This window comes from Ensifer adhaerens (genome assembly GCF_001270265.1).
GTDB classification, from domain to species: domain Bacteria; phylum Pseudomonadota; class Alphaproteobacteria; order Rhizobiales; family Rhizobiaceae; genus Ensifer; species Ensifer adhaerens_B.
This window is the reverse complement of sequence record NZ_LGAP01000003.1, coordinates 122947-135227: the sequence shown is the minus strand read 5'-3', so window position 1 is coordinate 135227 and position 12281 is coordinate 122947. Positions and strand designations below refer to the sequence as shown.

Genomic DNA, 12281 nt, shown 5'->3' with positions numbered 1-12281 from the left:
CGGAGAGGCTCTAACGCCAAGCCGCGTCGGGCCGATCCAGGGGATGTCGCGCTTGATCCGCTGGGGCTCTATCAAGGTCAGATGTCGATTGCGCCGCGGACGCGCGAACAGTCGCGGTCCGCAAGCGCTGCTTCGGGGTTATCTGCCGATCGCCGCGTGGGGCACATTCCTGAAGCTTATGGCCATCCGATTGTAGCTGTTCATGAGGCTGATCGCGATTGTGAGATCGACGAGTTCACGTTCGCTGAAGACCGCACTTGCGGCTTCATAGGCGTTGTCAGGCACGCCGGTCTCGGCGACGCGCGTCACCGTTTCCGCCCAGGCGAGCGCCGCACGCTCACGCTCGTCGAAGAGATTGCCGGCTTCCCTCCACGCTTGTAGCAACGCGAGCTTCTCGATCTGCTGTCCCTTTTTCAGAAGGTCCCGCGTGTGCATGTCGAGACAATAGGCACAGTTGTTGATTTGCGAAACGCGCAGGTAGACCAGCTCGAGCAAAACGGCAGGAATGCCGCTTTGCATTACGTAACCGTAGACACCGCCCAGCGCTTTCGCGCCGGCAGGAGCGATTTGGTTATAATCCAGACGGGCCGACATCTGTTCATTCCTTTGTGGTGGTCGTGGTGGTCAGTTCCTTGTCGTCGGTGTCGACGACAAAGACAGCCAGGAGCTTCGCGGGCTCGGCCTTGCTTGCGTTACGGCTCACAAGGTGGCTGGAGCCAGGGGTCTCGTAGAAGCTTTCGCCGGGACGATAGATCCTTTTGGCTTCATCGTTCACCTGCGACTCGATTTCTCCGGACAGAACATAGGCAAAAATGAACGCCGACTTCGCATGGATATGCGGCAGCGACGCACCGCCTGGGGGGTAATCGACGACCACGGCGCGAACCGATTTGCCGGGAATGTTCGGGATGTTCTGCTCGAAAGCGGGCGTAACTGTTTCGAGGGGATCGTGCGCGGCGGCCGGCATTGCACTGGCGATGGCGACTGCGGCGAAGGCTGCACCGATGATGGATCGTGCATTCATGATGACATTTCTCCTTTGTGGCCTGTTCATCTGCCCGCTATAAATACGCTCCGGCTGGTCCTGTAATAAGCACCAAGAACGCAGGAAAACTTTGTACCACGGGACGGAATGGCTAAACCGTTTGAGCTGCAGATCGACCGCACTGCGAAGACCCCACTGGTCGACCAGATCTGCATGGGCATCACCGCCGCCATCGACAGTGGCGTATTGACAGCGGGTGCACGGCTGCCCTCTTGGATCGACCTGGCGGCCCAACTGGGCGTCGCACGCGGCACAGTGCGGTTGGCATACGACAAACTGGCGTCAGCTCAGCTTATCGTTGCCTCCCGCGCAACGGGAACGCGCGTGACAGAGCGACCGATTCTATCCCGACGACAGGATCCGCCACCGGAGCCTGGATCGTTCATGGAGCGGTATCAGGAGATGATCGCGGGCCCGGCGATTTTCCAGATGGGCGTGCCGGCGAAGGAGACCTTTCCCGCAACACTCTTCGCCAGGATCCGATCCCACAGTGTGCGCGCCGAGGCGAGCGCGCCGGCGATGTATCCGGATCCGCGTGGCGAACTTGAGCTGCGCAGAGAGATCGCCGCCTATCTTACCATCGCCCGCGGGATCGAGTGTTTGCCCTCCCAGATCCTCATTACTTGCGGCTTTGCAAGCGGTCTTGGATTGACGCTCCACGCGCTGGGGCTCGAAGGGCGCAAGGCATGGATGGAGGATCCTGGGTTTCCGTTCACACGGCGCGGGCTCGAGCTGGCGAGACTGTTGCCTGTACCTGTCCCGGTTGACCGCGAGGGCATCGATGTCGACTACGGCCTTCAATACGCTCCGGAAGCGGCACTTGCTGTCGTGACCCCCGGCCAGCAGGCCCCAACTGGGACGACGCTGTCGCTCGCGCGGCGATTGCGTCTTCTCGAGTGGGCGGCGGAGCAGGGGGCTTGGGTAATCGAGGATGACTATTTGGGCGAGTTGCAGCTGAAAGGCCGCGCCGCGCCAGCGCTCGCCTCGATCGATCGTGCAGGCAGGGTCATCCATATCGGCTCGTTCAGCAAGACCATAAGCCCCACATTGCGCCTTGGCTTTGTCCTTGTACCCCAGTTTCTGGAAGCCCGCTTCGCCGAGGTGGCCGCATGTCTGGCGCCTCCGCCTGGGCCATCCGTGCAACTCGCCACCGCGGAGTTTATTTCCGAGGGGCATTTTTTGCGGCATCTGCGGCGCACGAAGCGTGCATATGCAGCGCGCCGAGACGCATTGCTGCGATGTCTGGAAGCGCGCACGGAGGAGATCATCGTCAATACGGCGGGTCTGGCCGTTCTGCTGCGCCTTCCCGCTGGCGCGCCAGATGTCTCCATCGTGCGGGAAACGCTGCCGTTCGGCCTGTCGCCTGCGCCGCTGTCGGTCTGGTACGCAGCGCCGGCCTCCGCGCGATCAGGTCTGCTGTTGGGCGTTGCCACGTGCCCTCAACAATATGTCGAGCGATCCTGTGATCGCCTTCTTGAAATCATTCATCGCTGCACATCCTCCAAATGAAGAAGGCACCGGCTCGATCCGCCGGGCCCTTCTGGTTGCGCGATCATGTGACCGATGTCTGCGCCAAGGACGGCGGTGAGCCTTTTCCGGGGTGCGTCGAGCAGCGTCGGCCAGGCAGTGTCGGCGCTGGGGATGCTTCAGGACTGCTCGGCAACCCTGAGTGTGGCGTAGCAATTCTCTCCGCCGGCCGAGACCTGTTCGTAGGTCTTTTGCGCCTGCTCAAGCCATTCGCGGTGCGATGCGTATCTGGCCTCGACGGCATGAATCGGCTTTAGCGACAGGAATTGCGGGCCGTGGCTCAAGAACCAACAGGCCCGCCCGACGAGGCGCCGGCTGCGGTCGCGGAGCCAAGCGTAGTCCCAGAGCACATCCAGCACCTCACGCTTAACGCTGCCGCCAGGACTGGTGTCAGCCACAACCTCGTCGTCCTTGCGAGCCGCGATCGCCGCCTGCAGGTCACCATAGTCCTGGCGAAGCTGTTCTACTGCATACTGCAGATCCGCCTCGTCCTTGACCATGCCAAACCACAGGTTCGGGTCTATTCGGTTCACCAATGGTGACGATTGGAAATCGTCTGAGAACTGCATGGCCGCGAATCCATCGAGATCGATCTCCCGCTCAAGCAGCCCAATGGCCTCGATCTGCTTGGTCAAGTCAGAGCCGCTTGCGGTTGCGGCTCGGTTCGCCCCGCCGTCCTTGGGGTCGAGATAGGCGCCACCATCGTCCAGAACTGGGTCAATCTGAGCGACGAATTCGAGAAGCGGTGCCGCCCGGCTCAGCCTTACCGCAAGCTTTCCCAAAAGCTCTTGCGTTTGGGAGTGCTGTCTCTGAGTTTCCAGGTAGTTCTGCTGAAAGAAGAAAATGAACAGCGAAACGCCGATCCCCAGGAGGATCACGCCAAGCTGCGAAAATGTATTGCGATAATATTCGAGCTGTTTTTCCTTATGTCGCTCGTCTCTTTTCGTGTAGTGGGCGACTTGGTTGTTTATGAACACCGACACGATCAGCAGCAGCGCACCGAGCAGCCCTAGCATGGCGATGAGGACATGGCCGCCGCCGAACATCAAGTCAAACTCCATCGCCCCGTTCCCCTACAACTGACCAGACGCTTGAGCCGTTCACCAGAAGTGTGCCGGCATTGACCGTGATTGTGCCAGTGTAGGTATTGTTGCCGGTGAGGGCCAGCGTGCCGGCGCCGGATACGATCATGCCGGGCGTCGAGCATCGTGTATCCGCGGACCGCGGCATGCCGATACCGAAAGCGGCTACCGCGACGGCGCTTTCACGACCGTTATTATCTTTGCGACACCCTCCAGCGTACGGTGGACGGGGCATTTGTCGGCGATTTCAGCGATCTTACGTCGAAGTTCCTCTGAGACCTCGCCGTCGATCGAAATGACGCGTTCAAAGCGATCAATCCTAGCGCCGGTGCTGCGCTCCGTTTCAGTGCACTCCGCACAATCCTTGGCATGGACCTTCGCGTGGGAGACATCAACGCCGATGCGTCCGAGCGACAGCTTCTTGTAATCGGCGTATTGGCGCAGCGTCATCGACGTGCAGGCGCCAAGCGCAATGGACAGGAAGTCATAGGGTGACGGACCGGAATCGAGGCCACCCATTGCCTGGGGTTCGTCGGCGAAAAGACGATGTCGCCCGGCCTGGACAGTGTTCTGAAATTTGCCATCACCTGTTTCCATGACGCGGACATGCTCTGTCGGCTCCGTACCTTGCGGCGCATCGGCGGCGAGATAGCGCGTGGCCCATCCCGCAATGACCCGTCCGGCGAAGGCTGCATCTTCAGGGCTGGTGAGCAGGTGATCTGCTTTGTCGAGTGATACGAAGCTTTTGGGATGCTTGGCTGCGCCGAAGATTTCGGTTGCGTTCTCAATGCCGACCGTCTGGTCCAATGGGCTATGCAGAATGAGCAGCGGCTTTTTCAGAGACGCGACGGCATCCTGGATGCGGCGTGCGCGCGCATCCTCGACAAATTGCATTTTGACGAGGAACTTGCGCCCGGCGAGGTCCACTTCCGCCGCGCCGGACGTCTCGATCTCCTCGAGGCTCGCTCCGAAGTTCTTCAAGACGTGGCCGACGTCGGCCGGTGCGCCAATCGTCGCGACCGCGCGGACTTCAGGGATGTCCTTGGCCGCCGCCAGCACTGCGGCTCCGCCGAGCGAATGACCGACGAGCAACGCGGGCGCCTGGAAGTGATGGCGTAGATAGTCAGCCGCGGAGACGAGGTCGGCAACATTGGAGGAGAAGTTTGTCGAAGCGAATTCGCCTTCGCTCGATCCCAGCCCGGTGAAATCGAAGCGCAAGACGGCGATGCCTTCGCGCGCAAGCTCGGCCGCTATGCGACGTGCTGCCGCCAGATCCTTCGAGCAGGTGAAGCAATGCGCAAAGACAGCGTATGCGCGCAAAGGTCCGCTCGGGGAGTCGAGGCGGGCGGCAAGAGTTGCGCCGGAATGGCCGGAAAATTGGAGCCGTTGCGAACTGAAAGCCATATGAATGCTCCTTCGCTGCTGGGAAGCGCGCATTCTATAGGAGCACGGACAGCCGACCACCCAGATCCGCTCCAAATCAATGCCGCTCATGCCCTTCACCTCAGCATAGGGTTGCGGCAAGCTAACTGTCTGTCAGGAGCGTAAGCAGGCCTTCTGGGACCGCATGCAGGCAGCCAACGTGGAACGTCAGAAATGGACATCAATCAGGTCAAATACTTTCTCAATCTGGCTGAAACGTTGAATTTCACCGAAGCCGCGCGGCGAAGCGGCGTCTCGCAGCCCAGTTTAACGCGAGCAATTCAGCGCCTCGAAGAAGAGCTGGGCAGCCCACTGATCTACCGCGATGGCAAGGACAGCCGACTGACGGCGCTCGGTCGCGACGTCCAGGCCGAATTCATGCGCGTTGAACTCGCCCTTCGAAATGTGCGCGAACATTCAGAAAGTACAGTGCACGGCCGCCGCCGTATTCTCGACATCGCCGTTGCCCCGACCATCGGTCCCGCTGCATTCACGGCATTCTTTGACGATGTGCTTTGCCAACTCCCCGCCGTAAACATCAACATGCATCAACTATTGGCCGGTGAGGGAGCGCACGAGGTGCTCTCCGGCAAGTATCATGCGTGTATCCTGCCGGAGGCGCCGCGCGCCAACCCCAAGCTCAACATCGTGCCGCTGTTTCGTGAGAGATTTCTGCTGGCTTGCACGGAGGGGCATCCACTTTCAGGAGATGACGTCGTCAGCGCCGGGGACATCGCCTCCTATCCATATGTCGACCGGCTCGCCTGCGAGTTCCATAGCCAGATCACAGAGCACCTGATGAACCAAAATGCGGTGATGCAACCGCGTTTCAGCGCCGATCGCGAGGACTGGGTCCAGCAGCTGGTGGCGGAAGGGCGCGCGATATGCATTATGCCCGAGCGCTCGGTCGTCGTGCAGGGAATAGCCACCCGCAAGATTGAGGGCATGTCGTTGGCGCGAGAGGTGGTGTTGGTATCCATTTCCGGGTCCGGCACGCCACTTGAGGTGCGCAAGCTCGCACAGATGGCGGCCCGTCATGATTGGGACTGAGCCGAGACGCGTCATGGCACCGCTATTGAATCTATGCACGTCCTCTATTGGGAAACCAGCCGGCCACTCGCCATATTGGGAGCAACCGAGCCAATAGGAGTTATGGCAGTGAAGTACACGAAGACCGACGACGCGATCGGCAGGCTGACGCCAATTCAGTACCAAGTGACCCAGAAAAGTGCGACTGAACGCCCCTTTACCGGGGCGTACACCGACAACAAGGAAACGGGCATCTACGTCGACATCGTTTCCGGCGAACCGCTGTTTGCTTCCGCCGACAAGTTTGATTCCGGTTGCGGCTGGCCGAGCTTTACCAAGCCTATCGTACACGCGAATGTTCAGGAGGTGGCGGATGGCTCTCATGGCATGATCCGCACCGAAGTACGCTCAGCTCATGCCGACAGTCACCTCGGCCATGTGTTCACAGATGGCCCGGCGGACCGGGGCGGGTTGCGCTATTGCATCAACTCCGCGGCACTGCGGTTCATTCCGCTCGGCGAAATGGACGCCGAGGGCTATGGTGCCTATCTCAACCAAGTGGAGACTATTAAATGACCGAGAAAGCTGTTCTGGCCGGTGGCTGCTTCTGGGGCATGCAGGATCTAATCCGCGCGCTGCCCGGCGTCATCAAAACCCGCGTGGGCTATGCCGGCGGCGACGTACCGAATGCGACCTATCGCAACCACGGCACACACGCCGAAGCCATTGAGATCGTGTTCGATCCCGAGACGATCAGCTATCGCCGGATTCTGGAGTACTTCTTCCAGATTCACGACCCAACCACCGTCGACCGACAGGGCAACGACATCGGCAGCTCCTACCGATCGGCGATTTTCGTTCTGGGTGATGAACAGAGACGAATAGCCGAAGATACCATCGCAGATGTGGACGCGTCGGGCCTGTGGCCGGGAAAAACCGTGACTTCAGTCGAGCCGGCTGGAGATTTCTGGGAAGCGGAGCCGGAGCACCAAGACTACCTGGAGCGCTATCCCAACGGTTACACCTGCCACTTTCCGCGGGCGAATTGGGTACTGCCCAAGCGGGAGGCGGCCGCGTAACCGCCGTTACGTCAGCTTCAAGAGAATGGCATCCCAACGTTCTGGTGATTTGCTGGAATGCTGGGATGCTTTTTGGGGTAATAGAGACGACCGCCGCATGTTGAGCCCCGAGCCAAAGCCTCCACAACGGGAGTGGGAGCTGGCCCCTAAAAGCTTCGGCAGCACGTTGGTATCAATGACAATCATCCTTTGAAGTCCGGTGCTTCTCGGATCCGCGCCACCTGGTGGCAAGTCGATCTCGATGCCTCCTAAGGACTGGCTCCGGGCTCGACCGCGCTTCCTTGAGCAGGTTTTCTGCTCGGCAGTTCCCGCCATCACGTGCTGCCGGTTCGCACGGCGACATTTTGACTAGCGATACCCCGCCGGGCCCGTGGGCGCTCATGCGGTGGGGCCAGGTAAATCTCCAGCGAACGCAATGCGAAAATCAGGATCGTGTTGATGGCGAGATAAATGGCGGCCACCATGCAAAAAACCTGGATGACTGCGAAGGTCTCGCTCATCAAGTCTTTTGCGACACCGGTCAGTTCCATCACGGTGATGGTACTGGCAAGCGAAGTCGCCTTAAGCGTCACGACAATCTCGTTGCTATAGGCGGGCAACGCGCGCCTGACTGCAATGGGCGCCGTAACCAGGAACAAGACCTTGAACGGCGACAGTCCGAGCGCACGGGCGGCCTCGATTGCCCCTTTCGGCACGGCGGCCAAGCCGCCGCGCATTACTTCGGCGGTGTAAGCGCCGGAGCAAAGGCTCATGGCGAGCACTGCGCAGGCGAAAGGCTCCTTCAAGAGAAACCATGCGGGACTTTCTCGCAGCCATGCGAACTGACTGAGGCCGTGAGCCCAAACCGTGGTTCGGTCAGGGCAATTACACTCCCTCCAGAGGCTCTGGAGCGCCCGTACGCCGCCCTCCTCAAAGCTGCTGCTGAACGCGCCGCGATCGTTTCCTGATCTCGTGGGTGATGCGTTCCAGGACTCTGCTTGGGTCGCCCGCTACTGCGGACAAGTTGGTGGCTATGTCGTAGCAGGCACCGCTCACCAGTTCTGCAAGCTCCTTGACGCGCTTGAGCGTGGATGCCCCGCTTAGGCCGACATTCTCCGCAAGCGCCTTCCAGTCGCTGCCGCGCAGGTCAGGGGCAATGAACCGCCCGGCAATCCCTTGAGGAAGGCTTTGATCGACCTGCCTGTACACGGCGGCGCACATCAGGTCATAAAGCGGTGCCATCCTGGCAGATCCAGCCGCGCCAATCAGGATGGAATAATTCTTGGCATGCGCGTCGGAATTGCAGATCAGCACATTGAAAATCACTGCATCCAGAAGCTTCAGGCGCTCGCCGGGCGAGATAAGCTCGCTGATTGCATCGAACATCATCTTCAGTGTCACGCCGCGATCGGTCGATGAGCGCTCATATTTTTGCGCCGGAAAATGACCCGTTAGCTGGCAAAGGTCTTCCTGGTGCAGTCGTCGGATCTGCGCCTGCGGGTCGTTGAAGCGGTCATATCGTTTCACCAGCAGGTAGCGTCGGTTGCCGGCCTGACCGATCGTCGCTTCCGCCGCCTCGAGGCCACACACCCGTGCCAAGGCCAGGCAGAACGCCTCGTTTTCCACGCTGGCCGTCAGGCGATCCGTATCGGGCTTGATGATATGTGTCGATGGCGTCCCATCGATGGCTATGGAAATCTTCCCATCCTCGTCGACGAAGACGGGCAGCTTCTCTTGCACACCAGCAAGCGACATTGAGATGCCGTGCTCGCCAACCAGAAAAGGTTTGGCCGGAAGCTCGTTGAGAATGCGCTCCAGAGCGGCCTCGTCCGGGATGGGCTGCAGGTTGACGCCTGCTTTCCTTGGGGCGCCGATCGATAGGGCGCCGGCCGTATCGCGGCCAATGTGGCTGAGCAGACCGACAATGTCCTGCGGCGACACCTTCAGGCGCTGACCGATCTCGGCGAGATGAGTTTCTGGAAGCAGATTGGCGAGCCACGGCAGCACCCTGTCTGCGCCGACAGGTCCCGATCGCAACGGCATGGTCAGCGAGACCGGAAAGGCCGACCGGCGCGCCTCCCAGGACGGATCATAGTCGAGCCGCCATTCGTCTGCGAAGGTCAGGTGCGCGACGGGGAGGGTCTCGTAATAGATCGACGTCATCGCTTGTCACCGAAAGTGGGCAGGAAGCCGAGCTCGTCCTCCTCCGCGCTGGCCGGTGACGGCGGTGCCGCTTTGAGGTCGCCGATTTCAAGGCCGACTGTCCGCGCAACGACAAGAGCCTTCTCAAGCTGGCAGCTCGGCTTTCCGGATTCGAGCTCGACGATGAAGCGTTCCCCGGTGCCGGAACGGGTCGCAAGTTCGGTCTGCGTCCAGGCGAGCGCCTTGCGCCTTTGCCGGACTAGGGCTCCAAACTCCTGTGCTGACCGGATCATCGCGTCTCCCCAATGTTGGCTTACCGTACAGGAAGAATCCCTAGATCTCAATACTATTCTTACCGATCGGGAAGGAGATGCAGAAACGGCTCTCAAGCATACTGATCGGGAAGTTTTCATCGCGTCCGGTATCGCAAACAGCGGGCATGAATCACACGGCCGAATGCCGGCGACAACCCTCGCCGGGGCGGTACCTAGTCCGGTCAGGCTCCGTTTATCTTTTTCAGATTAAGGTGTCCAAAGAGATTGGCTATTGGCAAATTGGCGGTCTGATCCGCATCAGCCTCGGGAGCCGGCCTCACAGGGAGGCACGACGCCTGGCGGATAGGGCCAGCGGTAACTGTGAAAGCTGCGAGTCGCCGGTTTTCGATCTCTTCACCGACGCCGCTCAGGCTACTCGAAAATTAGGGAAGGTCTCGCGGCGCAGATCGCGACCGATGCGGCGGCGGTCGATTTCCCACGTCGCCCATAGCCTGACGCGTTTGAGCTTCCCTTCATGGCATCCCTACCCCGACTCTTCGAGTGGGCGGCAATGGTTGAAGCGAGAATTGAAGGGGCCGGGCCAAGCCTGGCTGAAGTTGCGGAGCGGCATATGGCGGCGCAAAAAGCTGCGGCTGATGTCGTGCGCGAGTGAAGCGATCGTCGCGCTAACGGCGATGTCAGTAGCGTAGTGTCACCTAGCGTCATCGATCTCAACGCCAGTTGTTCCAGGATCGCGCCAGTTTTCAGCTGTTTGAATGACAGTGATGGATATTGATTTAAGTTTTGAATTATAATTGAATTACAATAAATGACTGAACATAATAATGCGTCATAAATATAATACTTGTTTGCAATTGTTGTTTGCTTATAGATTGCTTTCGGGAGGATGAAAACAATCTCAAAGATAGTCGGCACTGATGCGAACGACACCCTGTTCGGGACAGACGAAAACGACAATATCTGGGGTCTCGGCGCCAATGACACGCTGGACGGCGGGCTTGGGAACGATTTTCTCTATGGCGGGGCCGGCAACGACGGCCTGATGAGTTTCAGCGGCTATGACGAGCTCGATGGCGGCGATGGCGATGACCGGCTGGAACTCAACGGAACGGGCGGCGCGGCGCGGGGAGGTGCCGGCATCGATACGCTGGTCATCAATCTTTCAGGGACGGGCAACCGAGTCACGTTTAACGGCATGAACCGCCACGTAACCTTCGGTGACCCAGCTGAGACCGACAATCACATCTTCTACCGCGGCATTGAGCGGCTGAAGCTGACGACCGGTAGCGGCAACGACATTGTCGAGGGTGGCACGGGTGACGACGTGATCTCGACCGGAGACGGCGCGGACATCATCGGCGGCCAGTCATTGCCGAACACCCATAATGAAAAAAGTTCCCTGGGTGCTGATGTTATCGACGCCGGTGCAGGCAACGACACGATAATCGATCGGTTCGGGGCCAATCATCTTTCTGGCGGCAGTGGCGACGACAGCATCACAACGACACTTTCATCTGCCGAACTCGACGGCGGCGACGGTGACGACACGTTACGGTTCGAGGATGCGGATCGGACCGATGATGTCACGGTCGATGTGGTCAATGGCGTTACATCGACCGGTACGGCCTTTCACAATTTTGAGCGGGTTTACGCACATACCGGCAGCGGCAATGATACTTTGCTCGGTGGCCTCAGTCGCGACAACCTCTTCGGCGGCAATGGGGCCGACCGCCTGTTTGGCGGCGAAAATAATGACTATCTCTATGGCGAAGGCGATGATGACCGCCTTGAAGGCGGTGCCGGAGTCGACTCACTTAGTGGGGGTGAAGGCGATGACCACCTCTCTGGAGGCGACGGTATTGACTTCCTCGATGGTGATGAAGGCAATGACACGTTATTCGGCGGCGAAGGCAATGATTGGCTCGATAACCGCTACGGTGGCGCCGATATGCTCGACGGCGGCAATGGTGATGACCATTTTGCGGTCGTTAATTCCAATACGACCGAGATCACCACTGTCAGGGCCGGCGCCGGTGACGACACAATCTTTGCGGCTCGACTAACCGACATTGATGGCGGCGATGGCCACGATACGCTTGAGATCACCGTCCCCGATCTATCGGCTGCGATCAATGTTGACGCCGCGAGTGGAACAAGCTCAACGGGTTTGACTTTTGTCAATGTCGAAGATTTCGAGATACGCGTTCTCGGTGACCATGATGACAGCCTGCGCGGCGCCGCCGGTAACGACATTATCCAGGGAGGAAGCGGCGATGACCTTCTCGAGGGGCGAGGCGGCAATGACATAATTTACGGCCAAGAGGGAGCGGATCGTCTGATCGGCGGTGAGGGCGCTGACACATTCCACTGGAGTGGATTTGAGGGTCGCCATAGCAGCATCGACCATATCGTCGATTTTGACACCCAAAGTGGCGACGTGATCGAGTTGGGGGGCTTCTATCCTGGCGACACCAACATCTATAATTTCGATTCCTTTGTGGCTGCCTCGCATGACACAGAGGAGGGTGTCTATGTAGCCTTTCATGGTGAAACCGAAGGTATCCTCATCGAAGGCGTTTCGCTTGCGGACTTATCTGCCGACGATATTGCTTTCACGTTGTGAGACTGCAGTGTCGGTGGCTGGTCCGGCGGAAGACCGCTTTCCACCCTGCTACTTCCTGATTGTTGGGATGTGAGGACC

Annotated in this window: 13 protein-coding genes; 5 read left to right on the top strand and 8 right to left on the bottom strand. The window is 59.4% G+C overall.

What is annotated here, in order from left to right; all coding sequences use genetic code 11:
- Positions 1-138: 138 nt before the first annotated feature.
- The gene (locus AC244_RS09345; RefSeq protein ID WP_053248552.1) at positions 139-594 is read right to left on the bottom strand and encodes a carboxymuconolactone decarboxylase family protein; all 456 of its coding nucleotides are present in this window, start codon (positions 592-594) and stop codon (positions 139-141) included.
- 4 nt (positions 595-598) lie between these two features.
- The gene (locus AC244_RS09340; RefSeq protein WP_053248551.1) at positions 599-1024 is read right to left on the bottom strand and encodes a cupin domain-containing protein; all 426 of its coding nucleotides are present in this window, start codon (positions 1022-1024) and stop codon (positions 599-601) included.
- Positions 1025-1132: 108 nt separating this feature from the next.
- Between AC244_RS09340 and AC244_RS09335 the strand changes: the two genes are divergently transcribed.
- Positions 1133-2554: a PLP-dependent aminotransferase family protein gene (locus AC244_RS09335; protein ID WP_053248550.1), complete on the top strand. Its 1422-nt coding sequence runs from the start codon at positions 1133-1135 to the stop codon at positions 2552-2554.
- A 137-nt stretch (positions 2555-2691) separates the two neighbouring features.
- Here AC244_RS09335 and AC244_RS09330 read toward each other — a convergent pair whose 3' ends face one another.
- From AC244_RS09330 to AC244_RS09325, 3 genes are read right to left on the bottom strand one after another with little or no spacing between them, the layout of a single operon-like run.
- Positions 2692-3633, bottom strand: a complete 942-nt coding sequence (locus tag AC244_RS09330) for a hypothetical protein (protein ID WP_053248549.1) — start codon at positions 3631-3633, stop codon at positions 2692-2694.
- Positions 3623-3763: an autotransporter-associated beta strand repeat-containing protein gene (locus tag AC244_RS37980; RefSeq protein WP_234716890.1), complete on the bottom strand. Its 141-nt coding sequence runs from the start codon at positions 3761-3763 to the stop codon at positions 3623-3625. Before AC244_RS37980 ends, AC244_RS09330 begins: the two co-directional genes overlap by 11 nt.
- Before the next feature lie 56 nt (positions 3764-3819).
- Complete coding sequence (locus AC244_RS09325) at positions 3820-5058, bottom strand: bifunctional alpha/beta hydrolase/OsmC family protein (protein WP_053248548.1); 1239 nt, start codon at positions 5056-5058, stop codon at positions 3820-3822.
- A gap of 192 nt (positions 5059-5250) precedes the next feature.
- Between AC244_RS09325 and AC244_RS09320 the strand changes: the two genes are divergently transcribed.
- The 3 genes from AC244_RS09320 (at position 5251) to msrA (ending at position 7184) form a co-directional block, all read left to right on the top strand.
- On the top strand, positions 5251-6126 hold the full coding sequence (locus AC244_RS09320; protein WP_053248547.1) for a LysR family transcriptional regulator: 876 nt from the start codon (positions 5251-5253) through the stop codon (positions 6124-6126).
- A 108-nt stretch (positions 6127-6234) separates the two neighbouring features.
- A complete protein-coding gene (gene msrB, locus AC244_RS09315) occupies positions 6235-6681 on the top strand; it encodes a peptide-methionine (R)-S-oxide reductase MsrB (protein WP_053248698.1) in 447 nt (148 codons plus the stop codon).
- Positions 6678-7184: a peptide-methionine (S)-S-oxide reductase MsrA gene (msrA, locus tag AC244_RS09310; RefSeq protein ID WP_053248546.1), complete on the top strand. Its 507-nt coding sequence runs from the start codon at positions 6678-6680 to the stop codon at positions 7182-7184. The genes msrB and msrA overlap by 4 nt, the downstream gene beginning before the upstream one ends.
- 314 nt (positions 7185-7498) lie before the next feature.
- Here the strand turns inward: msrA and AC244_RS09305 are convergent, their stop codons facing one another.
- The 3 genes from AC244_RS09305 to AC244_RS09295 all read right to left on the bottom strand — a co-directional run bounded on the left by AC244_RS09305 (position 7499) and on the right by AC244_RS09295 (position 9598).
- Entirely contained in the window at positions 7499-7969 is a 471-nt protein-coding gene (locus AC244_RS09305) for an ABC transporter permease subunit (RefSeq protein WP_234716889.1), read from the bottom strand.
- 124 nt (positions 7970-8093) lie between these two features.
- On the bottom strand, positions 8094-9326 hold the full coding sequence (locus AC244_RS09300) for a type II toxin-antitoxin system HipA family toxin (RefSeq protein ID WP_053248545.1): 1233 nt from the start codon (positions 9324-9326) through the stop codon (positions 8094-8096).
- Positions 9323-9598, bottom strand: a complete 276-nt coding sequence (locus AC244_RS09295) for a helix-turn-helix domain-containing protein (RefSeq protein ID WP_053248544.1) — start codon at positions 9596-9598, stop codon at positions 9323-9325. The genes AC244_RS09300 and AC244_RS09295 overlap by 4 nt, the downstream gene beginning before the upstream one ends.
- 868 nt (positions 9599-10466) lie before the next feature.
- On the opposite strand from AC244_RS09295, the gene AC244_RS09290 reads away from it, so the two are divergent.
- Positions 10467-12203, top strand: a complete 1737-nt coding sequence (locus AC244_RS09290) for a calcium-binding protein (protein WP_053248543.1) — start codon at positions 10467-10469, stop codon at positions 12201-12203.
- Positions 12204-12281 lie beyond the last annotated feature (78 nt).

Coding starts and splice junctions, on each gene's coding strand:
- AC244_RS09340 (WP_053248551.1), bottom strand. CDS start 1,024: ATGAATGCACGATCCATCATCGGTGCAGCCTTCGCCGCAGTCGCCATC.
- AC244_RS09330 (WP_053248549.1), bottom strand. CDS start 3,633: ATGGAGTTTGACTTGATGTTCGGCGGCGGCCATGTCCTCATCGCCATG.
- AC244_RS09320 (WP_053248547.1), top strand. CDS start 5,251: ATGGACATCAATCAGGTCAAATACTTTCTCAATCTGGCTGAAACGTTG.
- AC244_RS09335 (WP_053248550.1), top strand. CDS start 1,133: ATGGCTAAACCGTTTGAGCTGCAGATCGACCGCACTGCGAAGACCCCA.
- AC244_RS09300 (WP_053248545.1), bottom strand. CDS start 9,326: ATGACGTCGATCTATTACGAGACCCTCCCCGTCGCGCACCTGACCTTC.
- AC244_RS09325 (WP_053248548.1), bottom strand. CDS start 5,058: ATGGCTTTCAGTTCGCAACGGCTCCAATTTTCCGGCCATTCCGGCGCA.
- AC244_RS09290 (WP_053248543.1), top strand. CDS start 10,467: ATGAAAACAATCTCAAAGATAGTCGGCACTGATGCGAACGACACCCTG.
- AC244_RS09345 (WP_053248552.1), bottom strand. CDS start 594: ATGTCGGCCCGTCTGGATTATAACCAAATCGCTCCTGCCGGCGCGAAA.
- AC244_RS09295 (WP_053248544.1), bottom strand. CDS start 9,598: ATGATCCGGTCAGCACAGGAGTTTGGAGCCCTAGTCCGGCAAAGGCGC.
- msrA (WP_053248546.1), top strand. CDS start 6,678: ATGACCGAGAAAGCTGTTCTGGCCGGTGGCTGCTTCTGGGGCATGCAG.
- AC244_RS37980 (WP_234716890.1), bottom strand. CDS start 3,763: ATGATCGTATCCGGCGCCGGCACGCTGGCCCTCACCGGCAACAATACC.